The sequence below is a fragment of the Achromobacter sp. JCM 18799 genome (genome assembly GCF_055395645.1).
The window spans coordinates 4,931,473-4,946,980 of record NZ_AP043866.1; the positions used below are offsets into that span (position 1 = coordinate 4,931,473).

The following is a 15,508-nucleotide window of genomic DNA, read 5'->3' on the forward strand; positions in this document are numbered from 1 at the left end:
CACGACCGTGCGAAATTGGACGGATTATTTTCCGGAGTCGCGCCCCGAAAAAAAAACTGGACAGCCTGGCTGTCCGGTCTTGTTGCGGCAAAGCGCGCGGGGATCAGGCCTGGGCGGCCTTGAACTCCAGGCGGTACTTGTGCAGCAGCGGCTCGGTGTAGCCGTTGGGCTGGGTCAGGCCTTCGAATACCAGCGCGCAGGCGGCCTTGAACGCCAGCGAGGTGTCGAAGTTGCCGGCCATCGGACGGTAGAGCGCGTCGCCCGCGTTCTGGCCGTCGACCACCTTGGCCATGCGCTTGAAGGTTTCCATGACCTGCTCGCGGTTGGTCACGCCGTGGCGCAGCCAGTTGGCGATGTGCTGGCTGGAGATGCGCAGCGTGGCGCGGTCTTCCATCAGGCCGACGTTGTGGATGTCCGGCACCTTGGAGCAGCCCACGCCCTGGTCGATCCAGCGCACTACGTAGCCCAGGATGCCCTGCACGTTGTTGTCGAGTTCCTGCTGGATGTCCTGCGCGGACCACTTGGACGGATCGCCGACCGGCACGGTCAGCAGGCCGCCCAGCAAATCGTCGCGCACGCTGTCCAGCTTGGTGCGTTCCAGTTCCTGCTGCACGGCCTGCACGTCGACCTGGTGGTAGTGCAGCGCGTGCAGCGTGGCGGCGGTGGGCGAGGGCACCCAGGCGGTGTTGGCGCCGGCCTTGGGATGGGCGATCTTCTGTTCCAGCATCGCGGCCATCAGGTCCGGCATGGCCCACATGCCCTTGCCGATCTGGGCGCGGCCACGCAGGCCCGCGTCCAGCCCGACCAGCACGTTGTTGCGTTCGTAGGCGGTGATCCAGGCGGTGGACTTCATGTCGCCCTTGCGCAGCATCGGGCCGGCTTCCATGCTGGAATGCATTTCGTCGCCGGTGCGGTCCAGGAAGCCCGTGTTGATGAAGGCCACGCGCGCGGCGGCGGCCTCGATGCACGCCTTGAGGTTGATGCTGGTGCGGCGCTCTTCGTCCATGATGCCCATTTTCAGGGTATTGCGCGGCAGCTTGAGCAGGTCTTCGACGCGATCGAAAAGTTCGCTGGCGAAAGCGGCTTCGACGGGGCCGTGCATCTTGGGCTTCACGATGTAGACGGAGCCGGTGCGCGAATTCAGCTTGTACTTGCGGTCCTGCAACGCGGCCAGGCTGGTGACCACGGCGTCCAGGATGCCCTCGGGGATTTCGCGGCCCTCGCGGTCCAGGATGGCCGGGTTGGTCATCAGGTGGCCGACGTTGCGCACGAACATGAGCGAACGGCCGTGCAGGGTCAGCGGCGAGCCGTCGGGACGCGTGTAGTCACGGTCGGCGTTGAGCTTGCGGGTGAAGGTCTTGCCGCCCTTGGTGACTTCTTCGGTCAGGTCGCCCTTCATCAGGCCCAGCCAGTTGCGGTAGACGTGGACCTTGTCCTCGGCATCCACGGCGGCGATGGAGTCCTCGCAGTCCATGATGGTGGTGAGCGCGGCTTCCACCAGCACGTCCTTGACGCCGGCGGCATCGGTGGCGCCAATGCTGTGGCTGCGGTCGATCTGGATTTCGAAGTGCAGGCCGTTGTTCTTGAGCAGGATGGCCGTGGGCGCTGAGGCCTCGCCTTGGTAGCCGGTGAACTGCGCGGGGTTCTTCAGGCCCGTGGAGCCGTTGGCCAGCGCCACGCGCAATTGGCCGTTTTCAACGGTATAGGCGCGGGCGTCGGCGTGCGAGCCCTGGGCCAGCGGGGCGGCGGTGTCCAGGAAGGCGCGGGCGCGGGCGATGACGGCGGCGCCGCGTTCCGGGTTGTAGCCGCGGCCGGTGTCGCCGGGCGTGGCGGGAATGGCGTCGGTGCCGTAGAGCGCGTCGTACAGGCTGCCCCAGCGCGCGTTGGCGGCGTTCAGCGCGTAGCGCGAGTTGGACATGGGCACGACCAGTTGCGGGCCGGCCTGCTGCGAGATCTCGGTGTCGACGTTGTCGGTGGTGGCGCGCACGCTGGCCGGCTGCGGCAGCAGGTAGCCGATGCTTTCCAGGAATTTGCGGTAGGCGGCCGGGTCGGCGATGGGGCCGGGGTGGGCGCGGTGCCAGGCGTCGAGTTCGGCCTGAAGGCGGTCACGCTCGGCCAGCAGCGCGCGGTTCTTCGGGGCCAGGTCGTCCACCAGGGCCGCGAAGCCTTGCCAGAAGCCTTCGGCATCCAGGCCGGTGCCGGGCAGGGCTTCCTGTTCGATGAATTGATTGAGATTGGCCGCCACTTGCAGGCCGTGGTGCTGGATGCGTTGAGTCATGCGGTTCTCTAGCGGTAAGGGACTGGCCGACGCCGCGCGCCGGGCGTATCTGGTCTCGACATCATCGTTCGCGCCTGTCGCAATGTCCATATCAAAACCCACTGGTCATACCAGTTTGTGCGCTGCCGTATGGGCAAACCTGTAATTTTTGTGGTTTTATATCAGCTACTTACAGGGGTGTGATGCAAGAGATCCGATCGGGGATGCCCTTGGTCATACCACTGGTGCGGAGAGTGCATGTACGCGGAAACTGAAGAAAAGCCTCGCCAGGTGGCGGACGAGGTCGCCGAACGGATCGAACGCCTGATCCTGGACGGCGTGCTGAAGGCCGGCCAGGCGCTGCCTTCCGAACGGCGCCTGACCGAGAAGCTGGGCGTGTCGCGCACGGCCTTGCGCGAAGGGCTCAAGCTGCTGCGCGCGCGCGAAATCATCCATACCGCGCAAGGCAAGGGCTCGTATGTGGCGCACATCTCCAAGGTGGACGCGGGCCCCTTGATGCATCTGTTCAATTCGCAGCCGCGCACGCTCTATGACCTGCTGGAAGTGCGTTCGCTGCTGGAAGCCGAGTCCGCCCGGCTGGCGGCCATACGCGGCACCGAGGCGGACTTCATCATGATCCGCCGCCGCTATGACGAAATGGTGGCGGCGCAGGGCACGGCCACCGACACGGCGACGCATGCGCATCTGGACCACGCGTTTCACCTGGCGATTTGCGAGGCTTCGCACAATCCGGTGCTGGTGCATACGCTGCAGTCCTTGACGGATCTGCTGCTGGGCTCGGTCTTCGCCTGTGTCAACAACCTGTACCACCGCCAGCCGGAGAAACGCCAGATCGACCGGCAGCACACGCGGCTGTTCAACGCCGTGACCGCGCGCCAGCCGGAACAGGCGCGCAAGGCGGCCGCGGATCACGTGGACAGCGTGCGCCAGAGCCTGGCCGATATCGAGCAGGAAGAGCAGCGTCTGGTGCGCGCGACGCTGCGGCTGGAAGGCTGGAGCTAGCGTCCCGCGCTATGGCAGGGCGGGACGCCAGAGGCTGCGCGTCCTGGTTCAGCGGTCGGCCATGGCGCCGCTGCCCGCCAAGGCCAGCGGCTTGCCCGCGTAGACCCGGCCAAAACGGTTGTTGACGAACGCATCCAGATCGATGGCTTCCTGCCCGACGAACCCGCGTTGCGGCAGTGCGCCTTGCGCCACGAGGTCCAGCGCGGCGCAGATGCCCGCAGCCGTGGACAGTTGGATGGCGCTGAGACGATGGCCGTCGACGTCCGCGCCGAAGATGCGGATGGGGTAGGACTCTTCTTCCAGGCGTCCATGCCGGCGGCCTGAAGCCGAAGCCTGGATCACGATTACGTCCTGTTCGGTCGTGGGAATGGCGGCTTCGAAGATTTCCTTGAGCAGGTCGCGGCGGTCGCGCAGGCGCAGGTCATTGAGCAGCAGCTTCATGATGCTGCAGTGGCCCGGGTAGCGCACGGACTTGTAGTCCACGTTGCGGGCGCGGCCGCGCAAGGTGGCGGGCAGGGTGCCCAGTCCGCCGGAGGTGTTGAAGGCTTCGTACTCCACGCCGTCCAGCGCGAAGGTCTCGTAGCCTTCGAGCGCGGGCACGCTGGTCAGCTGGCCGTCGACGATGGCTTCGCAAGGGTTGCAGTACTCATTGATCAGTCCCTCTGTGCTCCAGGTCAGGTTGTAGCGCAGGCTGTTGGAGGGATAGCGCGGCAGGGCGCCCACGCGCATGCGCAGATCCAGCAGGGTATCGAAGCGGCGCGCCAGCGCGTTGCCGACCACGCCGATGAAACCCGGGGCCAGGCCGCATTGCGGCATCAGCACGCTGCGGGCGCTTTCCGCCAGCGCCTGGATGGCGTGCGTGCTGGCTACGTCTTCGGTCAGGTCGAAGTAGTGCACGCCCGCCTTTGCGCACAGCCCCGCCACCGCGGCGGCGCGGTGAAAAGGCAGCGCGTTGATGACCGCGTAACGCCCCTCGATGCATTGCGCCACGGAGTCGTCGCCGGAAATCTGGCGGGTTTCGCAGCCCAGTTCGGCCACGATGCGCAGCCGCTCGGGATCCTGGTCGGCGACCAGCACCGAATAGCCGCCGCTGCGTTCCAGCATCAGGGCAATGGCGAAACCGATTTTTCCGGCGCCCAGAAGTAGGACGGGCCGGGGAGAGGCGGTGGTCATGGTGCGGCTCCTGCATGGATGGGGGAGTAGGTGAGCTCATCCTATGCGCGGGCGCTGTCGATGTGTAGAGACTAAATAGTCGAATCGGCTGTAGGTAACGTCAATTCGACTTAATCAAATATCGAAACGTCAAAAACAAAGCCCTCCGGTTTGGGGCCGGAGGGCTTTGGGGCGCTGCCTGGCCGGGGAGGCCAGGGGGGGATCAGCTGCCCAGGGGCGGGTAGTCCAGGTTGCCGAAGGTGACCAGGCCTTCCGACTTGGCTTGAGCCAGTTCGGTGCGGACTTGGGCGCGGGTCAGCGAGGTGGCTTGTTCAGCCGCGGCGACGGGCGGGTAGTCCAGGTTGCCGAAGGTCACTTCACCGGCGTTCTTGGCTTGTTGCAGTTCAGCTTGCACTTGCTGCGAGGTCAGGGTCGACTTCGGGGCGATGGCGGCGGGGTAGCCTTCTTCGCCGAAGGTGTATTGGCCCGAGGCCTTGGCTTGTTGCAGTTCGGCTTGGACCTGAGCGCGGGTCGGGCCCTGATCGGCCTCGGCGGCTTGGGCGCCGGCAGCCAGAACGGACATGGACAGCATCAAAGCGGTAGCAAGGGTTTTCATAGCAGACCTCCAATGTCTTGAGCTTGGGAGCCGAACCGCTGGCCTGATTGCCTGGGGTTCGCTTGCTGTGTCCCGATGAGATGCATTCTGGGCGCAAATCATCTCCGGATAAACCCTGATTCCCTGAAAACATCTTTCCAAAAAGAAGACTAATAGGTTTCCATTTCACCAAATGGCACCATGGGTGGTGGAATTTCCATTTGATGACACCATAGGAAGTAGTCCCCCCGGGAGGGGAGAGATCTGGCGGCGGGGGAAATGGGGCGCGCAGCCCCGGGAAGGCCCCGGGGCCGGCTGGAAGGAATCAGCGGTTCAGTTCGACCAGCGCGGCGTTGTATTCGGCCTGGGCTTCGTCCAGCTTGCGCTGGGCTTTGTCGATCTTGTCCTGCTTGCCCTTGGCGCGGGCCTGCTTGAGCTCGCTTTCGCGCTCGGCGACCTTGTTCTGCTTCTCCCGCACGTCCGCTTCGCGCTGGGATTGCAGGCGGCTGTCGGTGCAATTTGCCCGGGCTTCGGCCAGGGCCTTGCGCAGCCCGGCCTCGCGGCGGGTATTGTTTTGCGCCTTGGCGGCGGCGATGTCGTTTTCGATTGCGCAGAACTTGGCTGCGCAGCCGCGCTGGGCAGAGCAATCGCTGGCGGCGGCCTGTGCTGGAATGGCCACGAACGCGGCGGCTGCGGCGGCCGTCAAGGCCAGGGATTTGAGCAATGAGGGCATGCGTGGTCTCCGTAGTGCGTTGCGGAGACTCCATCATGGCCCCAGTCGGCGCCACGGGCAATGCGCGGCGTCAACGGGGCATCGGCGCGGTCGCCAGTGCGGCGCCGATGCTGCTTTTAGCGGATCAGCGTACCCGCCAGCGCGGCGGCAACCAGCAGCGCGCCCAGCCAGAGGTTGGCGCGGAACAGCATGAAGTTGCGGTCGGGGCGCTGGATGTCGAAGACCTTCAGCTGCCACGCCAGGTGCGCCGCCACGGCCACCATGCCGACCTGGTAAGCCCACGACAGACCGATGGCGTAACCGCCCCAGGCCCACAGCGCCACGGTGGCCACGTAGAAGCCGCCGATCCAGAGCTTGCCCTGGTCGCCAAATCGCATGGCGGTGGAATGCAGGCCCAGGCTGCGGTCGTCGCGCACGTCCACGTAGGCGTAGATGCTGTCGTAGCCCACCTGCCACAGCACCGCGCCGGCCCACATGGCGACGGCGGCCAGCGGCACGTGGTTCTGCGTATCCGACCAGGCCATCAGCATGCCCCAGTTGAAGCAGATGCCCAGCACCACTTGCGGCCAGTAGGTGACGCGCTTGCACAGCGGGTAGATGAAGACGAAGGGCAGCACGGCCACGGCCAGCCAGCGGCTCATGTCGTTCAGGAAGAACAGCAGCGACCCGCAGACCAGCAACTGCCCGAGCAGAAACCAGACCGCGTTCTTCATCGTCAGCTGGCCGCTGGTCAGCGGCCGGAAGCGCGTGCGCTCGACGTGCTTGTCGAAATTGCGGTCGCACATGTCGTTGACGGTGCAGCCGATGCCGCGCATCAGCAGCGCGCCCAGCGAGAACACGATCAGCCGCTGCAGGTCGGGCAGGCCGCCCGCGGCCTGGATCAGCGCGGCAATGGCCGGCAGCAGGGTCAGCCAGGTGCCGATGGGGCGGTCCAGGCGGCACAGGCGGGCATAGGGCCGCCAGGACTTGGGTAGCCAGCGTTCGACCCAGTCGGTGAAAACGATGTCGCTGAGGTCGACGGGAGATTGTTGGGGAGCGCTCACTGTCACGGCGAAACGGAATGGGAAAACCAAGAGCATAAAACAACGGCGGCCGGGCATCGCGCCCGGCCGCCGCTCATGTTCCGCAGCGCCGCCGGCGCTTCGGGAGGATCAAACCTCTTCTTTCAACAGCTTGCCCAGGATGGCGATGCCGCGGCGGATCTTGTCTTCCGGCACGGTGGCAAAGCTCAGGCGCAGCGTGTTGGCACCGCCGCCGCCGCTGTAGAACGGCGCGCCGGGCACGAAGGCGACGTTTTGGGCGACGGCCTTTTCCAGCAGCTTGGTGGCGTCGATATGCTTGGGCAGCGTGAGCCAGATGAACATGCCGCCCTCCGGCTTGGTCCAGCTGACGGTGTCAGGGAAGTCCTGCTTGATGGCTTCGAGCATGCAGCTGCCCTGGGCGCGGTAGATCTCGCGCACGTTGGGCAGGTGTTCTTCCAGGAAGCCGTCCTTGACGATCTCGTACACGGCCATCTGGGTTAGGGTAGGCGTGTGCAGGTCGGTGGCCTGCTTGGCTTGCTGCAGCTTGTTGATGAGCGCCTGTGCGCCGACGATGTAGCCCAGGCGCAGGCCGGGGGCCAGCACCTTGGAGAACGTACCCAGGCGTACGACGTTGGCGCCGTACTCGGCGGCCAGGGCGATCAGGCCGGGCTGAGGCTCGCCCGCGTAGCGGAGTTCGCCGTAGGGATCGTCCTCAACGATGGTGAGGTTCAGTTCGGCGGCGCGCTTGAGCAGTGCGATGCGGCGCTCCAGGTTGAGCGTGCGGCCGGTGGGGTTCTGGAAGTTGGGCAGGGCGTACAGGAAGCGGGCGCCGTCGGCCAGTTCGGGCGTGATGGCTTCGGGGATCAGGCCACCGTCGTCGCTGGGTACTGGCACGAACTTGGGCTGGTACAGACCGAACGATTGCAGCGCGCCCAGATAGCTGGGGTCTTCGACCAGGACCTTGCTGTTCTTGTCGATCAGCACCTTGCCCAGCAGGTCCAACGCCTGCTGCGAGCCCGACACGATCAGGACCTGGTCCGGGTTGACGTTGACGCCCGCCTTCTTCATGTCGTCCGCGACCCATTGGCGCAGCGGTGCGTAGCCTTCCGTGGGGCCATACTGGAGTGCCGCGCGGCCGTTGGTGGCCAATACCTTGTCGAATGCCGCACGCACCACTTCTACCGGGAAACCGCCGGGCGCCGGCAGGCCGCCAGCGAACGAGATGACCTCGGGGCGTTCCGTTACCTTGAGGATTTCACGAATGGCGGAACTGGTGAGTTGCTGGGCGCGTTCCGAAAAGGAAAATGCGGGTTCGAGAGGTTTATCCATGAGTGCTCTTTGGAAGGGTAAGGAAATGCGGGCAGTTTGTCCGTTGGGGGTGGGCTAGGGCAATCTAGAAATTATTGTCCCACACGACCGTCACCCGGCCCTCTTAATGGCCGCAGCCCCTAAAATCACCTGCATCGATAACCGCCTGTACAGTTACATTTCCCATGTTCGAAGCCGCTCCCATCGTCGCCGATTCCAAGGCCGCCCTGTATGCCGGACTGGTCGCCCAGGCCCGTGCCCTGCTCGAAGGCGAGCATGACCGCATCGCCAATGCCGCCAACCTGAGCGCGCTGGCCTATCAGGCCCTGCCCGAACTGAACTGGGCGGGTTTCTATTTCTTCGACGGCACCGAACTGGTGTTGGGCCCGTTCCAGGGCAAGCCGGCCTGCGTGCGCATTCCGCTGAACCGCGGCGTGTGTGGCGCGGCCGCCAGCCAGCGCCAGACGCAGCTGGTGCCTGACGTGCACGCGTTCCCCGGCCACATCGCCTGCGATGCGGCCTCGCGTTCCGAAATCGTGGTGCCGCTGGTGCACCAAGGCCAATTGATAGGCGTGTGGGATGTGGACAGCCCCGTGCCCGACCGCTTCGACCAAGACGACCGCCAGGGCATGGAAGCCCTGTGCGCGGTGTTCCTGGCCAGCCTGGGCTGAGGTGCGGCGTTGACAGCGTTGCGGGCTCCCGGTAGATTCCCGCATCTGCGCTTGCAGACCACTGCATTCAATCCATACATGATTCATCAGGCCAACCAATCCGCTTTCCCGTTCCGCGCCCAGGGCGTGGTGCTGGTTTGCGCCGGCCTGAAATCCAAAAAACAGCCGCTCATCTGACCGGAGCATGCTGTTCCGTCAGATGGGCGACGGAACAGCGGCCTCCTGGCGGCGCTTGGCGCCGTCCGCGCATCCCCTGACATCCCGAGCACTTCTGTACGGTCCAACCACGGTCCGCTTACACCGAAGGAGTGTTCTCATGCAATCTCATCATCAATCTCCGATCCAGGGCGTCTGGGTGCCTCTGGTCACGCCGTTTTCCGGCGGCGCCGTCGATGGCGGGGCCTTGCGCCGCCTGGTGCGCCACTATGCCGCCGCGGGCGTGGACGGGCTGGTCGTGTGCGGCAGCACCGGCGAAGCCGCGTCGCTGGATGATGCCGAGCAACTGGCGGTGCTGGACGCCGTGCTGACCGAGGCGGGCAGGCTGCCCGTCATCATGGGCTTGGCGGGCAATCATCATGGACACGTGATGCAGCGCCTGGCCGCCTTCGGCACGCGTCCGCTGGCCGGCATCCTGGCGCCCGCGCCGTACTACGTGCGCCCCGGCCAGGAAGGCGCCGCCCTGTATTTCCGCTGCCTGGCCGATGCCTCGCGTTTCCCCCTGGTGCTCTACGACATTCCCTACCGCACCGGCACTACGCTGGATACAGCGACCCTGCTGGCGCTGGCCGCGCATCCCAACATCGCGGCGATCAAGGACTGCGGCGGTTCGCTGGAAAAGACCATCGCGTTGATCGCCGACGGCAACATGAACGTGCTGGCGGGCGAGGATCTGCAGGCGCTGTCCGTGATGAGCCTGGGGGGCGCGGGCATGATCGCGGCCGCCGCGCACATCCGCCCCGACCTGTTCGTGGCCATGCACCAGGCGGTGAAGGCGCAGCAACTGGACCTGGCCAGGAAGCTGTTCCACGCGCTGGTCCCCATCATCCAGCTGACCTTCGCCGAGCCGAACCCCGGCCCCTTGAAGGCGCAACTGGGCCGCCAGGGCCTGCTGAGCGACGAACTGCGGCTGCCGATGCCGGCCGCAAGCACGGGTCTGGCCGCGCGCATGGACGCCGCCGTGGCGGGGCTGAACCGGCAATATCCCTGCCAGTAGCCCGAACTTGGTGAGCAGTCCGCCAGCTTTGTGGTCTTCGGATTCATTTTGTAATAAATGTCCTACCGGGAAGCTGACGGATTGCTTATCATGCGCCCATTCTTCGGGTGAAACAGAACGTTCATGGCCCAAGCTTTTGTAGCCTTGTCCGCCTGGCAAGTCATGCTGGCGGGCCTGCTTTTCTTCGGCGGCATCTATCTGGTCTTCGGCGCGGCCACCTGGCTGCTGACGCACCATATCCTGCCCGCGCTGGGCATCGGACGTCCGCTGGATCCGCGTCCGCTGGCGCCGGGCCAGCTGCGGCGCGAGTTCGCGCAATCCGGCTTGTCCATCCTGCTGTTCGGCACGGGCATGATTTTTCCGTGGGGCCTGCTGCAGCTGGGCTGGGCGCACCTGGACCCTGACGCCAGCTGGCAAAAGATCACGCTTGAAATCCTGGTGCTGGTGGCCTGGAACGACGTGCATTTCTGGATCAACCACCGCCTGCTGCACACCAAGCTTTTGCGCCGCTTCCACCTGCCGCATCACCGCTCGGTGGTGACCACGCCATTCTCGACCTACAGCTTCCATCCCATCGAGGCGCTGATGCTGGGCAACGTGATCATGCTGCCCATGGTGCTGCATGATTTCAGCTTCTGGGCGCTGGCCTCGGTGCCGCTGTTCAGCCTGTTCTTCAACTGCATCGGCCACGCCAACTACGACTTCTTCCCCAATGTGTCCTACGCGCATTGGTTCGCCGCCAGCCGCCGGCACCACCTGCACCACGCCTGCTACAACGGCAATTACGGTTTCCAGTTCACGTTCATGGATCGCCTGTTCCGCACCCGCCTCAAGGCCGAGGCGGCGCAGTCCCAGCTGAATGCTTTCCGGCAGCGAGAATCGCTTGGCGGGCGCGCTTAAGCGGCAACGCAGGCTGCCGTCGCTGCGCAACTGGCGCGACTGGCAAAGCCTGGCCTATCTGGCCGCGCTGCCCGCCCTGGCGGCCTGGCAGTGGGTGCACGGGTTCTGGTGGCCGCTGTACGGCCTGATGCTGTTCCTGACCCTGGGCGTGGGCGTCATTCACCACAATCACACGCATATCCGCATGTGGCGGGGGCGCTGGACCAACCGCGCCACCGACTTCTGGATCACGCTGCTCCAAGGGCATCCGACCTTCGTGTTCTATCCGGCGCACGTGGCCAATCACCATCGCTACAAGCACGGCGCGCGCGACGTGGCGCGCACCTATCGGTTCGGCGGCGACACCAATCACCTGTGGGGCTACCTGATCCATCCCTTGCAGGCCGGCTGGGTGCTGTACCCGCTGTTCTTCGCGTGGCTGGGCCGCCTGCGCCGCCACTGGCCGGGCGCGTGGCGCTATTGCATGGCGCAGTACGGCGTGTGGCTGGGCCTGTGGGGCGGGCTGTTGGCGGTGAACCCCATGAAGGCGCTGGTGTTTGTCATCGTGCCGCAGCTGCACGGCCTGCACTGGCTGCTGGCCACCAACTATCTGCAGCATGCCCATGCCGATGGCGGACCCCGGTCCGTCGCAGGCCTGAACTATGCGCGCAATTTCGAAGGGCTGGTCAATCCGCTGCTCTTCAACATCGGCCTGCACACCGCGCACCATGAGCATCCGCGGGCGCACTGGTCCGAACTGGTGCGCCTGCACCGCGAGCAATACCGCAGCCGCGTGAATCCGGCCTTGAACGAGCCCGGCCTCACGCCCTACATGTTCCGCGTGTTCGTGCTGGGCGCTTTCCTGCCGCGCTTTCGCAGCCGTTCATGCATGGCGCCCGAGCACATCCGCTAGCGCCGCACCCCCTATATCCACCAGAGGCCTCTCATGCCCATCGCGTTTCATCGTGTCTATCTGGAAAGCGCCGGTTATTTCATGCCGGGCGAACCCGTGTCCAACGATGCCATGGACAGCTACATCGCGCCGCTGAATCGCATGTCCAGCCGCATCAAGAGCCGCATCCTGGCCGAGAACGGCATCAAGCAACGCTACTACGCGATCGACCCCGAAGGCGCCACGGTGTTCAGCAACGCGCAACTGGCGGCCAACGCCATCCGCGATTGCCTGCGGCGTCACGACAGCGACCTGTCCGCCGTGTCGCTGCTGGCCAGCGGCTCCTCGGGCGGGGATGCGTTGATGCCGGGCTTCTCCAACATGATCCAGGGCGAGTTGGCCGCGCATCCGATGGAAACCCTGTCGGTGCACGGCATCTGCGCGGCGGGCGTATCGGCCATCCAGACGGCCGCGCAGGGCGTGGAACTGGGCGGACATGCCAGCGCCCTGGCCGTGGCCAGCGAACTGCCGTCGCGGCTGTTCAAGCGTTCGCGTTTTGCGGCGCGCGGCTATGACGCGGACTTCGACGCGCATTTCCTGCGCTGGATGCTTTCGGACGGCGCGGGGGCGGTGCTGTTGGGCAATAGCGGCCGGCCCCTGCCGGGCGCGTCGCAAGGCGTGCGCCTGCGCCTGAAGTGGGTGCACCAGCGCTCGTTCTCGGGCGACTATCCGGTGTGCATGCAGCTGGGCCTGTCGGCCGACCGCGCCCGCGGCCATCTGGACTATCCGTCCTGGAACGAGGCCGAGGCCGACGGCGCGTTGTCGCTACGCCAGGACATCCGCCTGCTGCCGCACCTGTTCGACATCGGCATCCATGAATACGCCAAGCTGGTGCGCGACGGCTGGGTGGATCCGGACCAGGTCGATCACTTCCTGTGCCACTACTCGTCGGAGAAATTCATTCCTGTGGTGGAAGACCTGATGGAGAAGGCCGGCCTGGTGATCCCGCGCGAACGCTGGTTCAGCAATCTGGCGTGGCGCGGCAACACCGGCGCGGCGTCCATCCTGATCATGCTGGCGGAGTTCCTGGAAACGCGCGAAGTGAAGCCGGGCGAACAGATCTTCTGCTACATCCCGGAATCGGGCCGTTTCATGGCCGCCTACATGCTGCTGGAGGCCGAGGCGGTCCATGCCCCGCAGATCGCCGCGGGCGCGCCGGCGGCGGCTGCGCCGCGCGAGGACGCGAACAGCGATGACGCTGCAGCCATCGCGCCGCCGCATGACCCGGACATGGCGCCCCAAGGCCTGGGCCAGCTGCTGACCGAACTGGCCGCGATCTGGCACGACTACCGCTCGCGCGTGTGGCGCACGCCGGTGGTGCGGCGCCTGCGCAACCGCCAATTCCAGACGGCCGACTACCTGAACTGGATGGAGAACTGGATTCCGCAGGTGCGCGAAGGTAGCAAATGGATGCGCGAAGGCGCGGCCTCGCTGACGGAGCAGTACGCGCCGCTCGCGGCCTTGATCGACACGCATGCGGGCGAGGAGCAGAACGACTTCCAGATCCTGTTCCAGGACTATCGCACCGCGGGCGGCGCGGTCGCGGACATCGACGCCCTGCGCCGCAACCCCGGCGGCGAGGCGCTCAACGCCTATCTCCACGGTTTGGCCGCCACGCGCGACCCCATTGGCCTGCTGGGCGCCATCTACATCATCGAAGGCACGGGCCAGCGCATCGTGCCTGCGCTGCTGCCGCTGCTGAAGGCCAGCCTGAAGCTGCCGCCGGACGCCTTCCGCTTCCTGGAGTACCACGGCCACAACGACGAGCATCACCTGGCGCGCTGGCTGTCGGCGGTGGAGCTGGCGCTGGACTGCGACGAGGACGGCCGCGCCGAGCAGCGCATCGTCGACACGGCGCGCCGCACGGCCGCGCTGTACCTGATGCAGTTCCACCATGTGATGGAAGGCGAAGCGTAATGAGCAAAGAACCCGAATTCCTTGCCAAACCGCACGATCCCGCCGACCCCAGCCCCTGGCTTGCGCTCTACCTGGACCGCAGCACGCCCTTGCCGGACAAGGTGAAGAAGGCCTGGCTGACCGATTCCAGCTGCGCCTCGCGCCAGTACCTGCTGCCGTTCCTGCGGCCGTTGGCGCGCGCCTTCATCATCCTGATCCAGGTCATCAAGACCTTCCTGCCGCGCCGCTGGTCGCATTCGAAGCTGTTGCACCGCATCCTGGCCTGGGGCCTGAAGCGCTTCGTGTCGCCCGAGGCCAACTGGCTGATCCTGCGCCACTTCCATCTAGGCGCGCAGATCCTGTCGTTCATTGCCGCCAACTCGCCGGTGCGCGTCACCACCACGCCGCTGGAACCGCGCAACATCGATGATCTGAAGGACGAACTGTTCGTCAAGCACGACCTGAACCTGTTCAACTTCGTCATCCGCCTGAACCAGGCTCTGCGCGATGCGGGGGTGGAGATGCACGCGCCGCAACAGGTCGATTTCTCGATGATCCGCGACCCGGACCTGTTGCTAGAAGACATGCCGCAAGGCAAGCTGAATTTCCTGGACCTGCAAAGCGCCATCGAGCTCTTCACGCCGCTGTATCAACTGATGCTGACTGACAACGACTTCTGGCGCGCGGCCAATTCGCTGCAGCTGGACGAGACCATAGGCATTTACGCGGCCAAGCTGCTGGGCGCGCCGCAGCACCTGATCCTGGTCAACAACAACCATCCGCTGGTGCCGATGTCGACCCTGCGCGCGGGCTACCGGCTGGTGCTGCACGGGCTGTCCACCGAAATGCTGCACAGCCTGCTGATGGAAATGAAAGAGGCGCAGCAAGGCGGCGAGCCGCCCGCGCCGATCGCCTGAGTCCTCAGCGCTTTTCGGCGTACACGCCGAAGCGCTGCAGCTGGGCTTCGCTGTTGGCGATTTCGCGCAGGCTTTCCTCGCCGCTGTGCGCGACCAGCATCGCGGCCAGCGTCTGGGCGATGGACAGCGCAGGCACCACCGAGGGAAACAGCGAGGGCGTGTCGTTGGCCACCAGCAGCAGCGCCTTGGCGCCCGGGGCGATGGGCGACACCGCGCTGTCCGTGACCGCCACCACGCCGGCGCCGCGCTCACGCGCGAATTCCACGGCCGTGACTGCCGCCTGCGCATAAGGCGCCTGGCTGAAGGCGACCAGCGCGTCGTCCGGTCCGATGCGGCGCAACTCGTCGGCCAAGGTGCCGCCGACGCCGCTGAGCAGGGTGACCTCGTCCAGGAACATGCCGCAGGCATAGCTGAAGTGATAGGCCGCCGGATACAGGCTGCGCAGGCCGATGACATAGACGCGGCGCGCGCCCGCCAGCAGGCCGTGGGCGGCCTTCAGCGCCGGCAGTGCGGAGGGACCGAGGCTGCTGCCCAGGTTGCGCACTTCGGCGTCGAGGATGTCGGCGACCAGCCCGGCGTCGGCGTCGTGCTGCGGACGCTTGCGCAACGCGGTGGCGCGGCCCGAGAAGCTGGATCCGCCGGCGGCCAGCCAGTCGCGGTAGGGCTGGCGGAACGCTTCGTAGGTATCGAATCCCAGTTGCCGCGCCAGGCGCAGCATGACGCCGGCCTGCACGCCGGCGTGGCCGGCCGCGGCGCGCATCGACTCCAGGGCGATGTCCTTGGGATGATCGATTGCATAGCGGGCCGCCTGCCGCAGCTTGGGCGGCAGGGAGGAGAACTGGGTTTCGATCAGTTTGTCGATGGCGGCTTTATCCATCTGCGCTCCGGGT

The 15,508-nt window shown here is 65.8% G+C and carries 14 protein-coding genes; 7 read left to right on the forward strand and 7 right to left on the reverse strand.

The annotated features are described in order from the left end of the window. Positions 1-103: 103 nt before the first annotated feature. On the reverse strand, positions 104-2,278 hold the full coding sequence (locus tag ACZ5YA_RS23270) for a malate synthase G (protein ID WP_464091285.1): 2,175 nt from the start codon (positions 2,276-2,278) through the stop codon (positions 104-106). A 237-nt stretch (positions 2,279-2,515) separates the two neighbouring features. On the opposite strand from ACZ5YA_RS23270, the gene glcC reads away from it, so the two are divergent. Continuing rightward, complete coding sequence (glcC, locus tag ACZ5YA_RS23275; protein WP_013396917.1) at positions 2,516-3,280, forward strand: transcriptional regulator GlcC; 765 nt, start codon at positions 2,516-2,518, stop codon at positions 3,278-3,280. Positions 3,281-3,328: 48 nt separating this feature from the next. Here the strand turns inward: glcC and ACZ5YA_RS23280 are convergent, their stop codons facing one another. The 5 genes from ACZ5YA_RS23280 to ACZ5YA_RS23300 all read right to left on the reverse strand — a co-directional run bounded on the left by ACZ5YA_RS23280 (position 3,329) and on the right by ACZ5YA_RS23300 (position 8,111). Continuing rightward, the gene (locus tag ACZ5YA_RS23280; protein ID WP_059374041.1) at positions 3,329-4,453 is read right to left on the reverse strand and encodes a saccharopine dehydrogenase family protein; all 1,125 of its coding nucleotides are present in this window, start codon (positions 4,451-4,453) and stop codon (positions 3,329-3,331) included. Positions 4,454-4,655: 202 nt separating this feature from the next. Continuing rightward, a complete protein-coding gene (locus ACZ5YA_RS23285; protein WP_118934576.1) occupies positions 4,656-5,048 on the reverse strand; it encodes a DUF4148 domain-containing protein in 393 nt (130 codons plus the stop codon). Positions 5,049-5,352: 304 nt separating this feature from the next. Continuing rightward, positions 5,353-5,760, reverse strand: coding sequence for a DUF1090 domain-containing protein (locus ACZ5YA_RS23290; RefSeq protein WP_059374043.1), 408 nt, complete (start codon positions 5,758-5,760; stop codon positions 5,353-5,355). 116 nt (positions 5,761-5,876) lie between these two features. Then, positions 5,877-6,803, reverse strand: coding sequence for a 4-hydroxybenzoate octaprenyltransferase (ubiA, locus tag ACZ5YA_RS23295; protein ID WP_059374163.1), 927 nt, complete (start codon positions 6,801-6,803; stop codon positions 5,877-5,879). 108 nt (positions 6,804-6,911) lie between these two features. Continuing rightward, complete coding sequence (locus tag ACZ5YA_RS23300) at positions 6,912-8,111, reverse strand: aminotransferase-like domain-containing protein (RefSeq protein WP_059374044.1); 1,200 nt, start codon at positions 8,109-8,111, stop codon at positions 6,912-6,914. A gap of 164 nt (positions 8,112-8,275) precedes the next feature. Between ACZ5YA_RS23300 and ACZ5YA_RS23305 the strand changes: the two genes are divergently transcribed. The 6 genes from ACZ5YA_RS23305 to ACZ5YA_RS23330 all read left to right on the forward strand — a co-directional run bounded on the left by ACZ5YA_RS23305 (position 8,276) and on the right by ACZ5YA_RS23330 (position 14,618). Then, positions 8,276-8,761: a GAF domain-containing protein gene (locus tag ACZ5YA_RS23305; protein ID WP_059374045.1), complete on the forward strand. Its 486-nt coding sequence runs from the start codon at positions 8,276-8,278 to the stop codon at positions 8,759-8,761. A gap of 316 nt (positions 8,762-9,077) precedes the next feature. Continuing rightward, the gene (dapA, locus tag ACZ5YA_RS23310) at positions 9,078-9,974 is read left to right on the forward strand and encodes a 4-hydroxy-tetrahydrodipicolinate synthase (protein ID WP_059374046.1); all 897 of its coding nucleotides are present in this window, start codon (positions 9,078-9,080) and stop codon (positions 9,972-9,974) included. Positions 9,975-10,097: 123 nt separating this feature from the next. Then, positions 10,098-10,874 (forward strand): sterol desaturase family protein, encoded by a 777-nt coding sequence (locus ACZ5YA_RS23315; RefSeq protein ID WP_059374047.1) that lies wholly within the window; start codon positions 10,098-10,100, stop codon positions 10,872-10,874. Beyond that, complete coding sequence (locus tag ACZ5YA_RS23320; protein ID WP_223283407.1) at positions 10,834-11,766, forward strand: fatty acid desaturase; 933 nt, start codon at positions 10,834-10,836, stop codon at positions 11,764-11,766. The genes ACZ5YA_RS23315 and ACZ5YA_RS23320 overlap by 41 nt, the downstream gene beginning before the upstream one ends. A 33-nt stretch (positions 11,767-11,799) precedes the next feature. Continuing rightward, positions 11,800-13,722, forward strand: coding sequence for a StlD/DarB family beta-ketosynthase (locus ACZ5YA_RS23325; RefSeq protein ID WP_118934582.1), 1,923 nt, complete (start codon positions 11,800-11,802; stop codon positions 13,720-13,722). Further along, complete coding sequence (locus ACZ5YA_RS23330) at positions 13,722-14,618, forward strand: DUF6999 family protein (RefSeq protein ID WP_059374050.1); 897 nt, start codon at positions 13,722-13,724, stop codon at positions 14,616-14,618. Before ACZ5YA_RS23325 ends, ACZ5YA_RS23330 begins: the two co-directional genes overlap by 1 nt. A 4-nt stretch (positions 14,619-14,622) precedes the next feature. Here the strand turns inward: ACZ5YA_RS23330 and ACZ5YA_RS23335 are convergent, their stop codons facing one another. Further along, the gene (locus ACZ5YA_RS23335) at positions 14,623-15,495 is read right to left on the reverse strand and encodes a MurR/RpiR family transcriptional regulator (protein WP_464091286.1); all 873 of its coding nucleotides are present in this window, start codon (positions 15,493-15,495) and stop codon (positions 14,623-14,625) included. Positions 15,496-15,508: the final 13 nt, after the last annotated feature.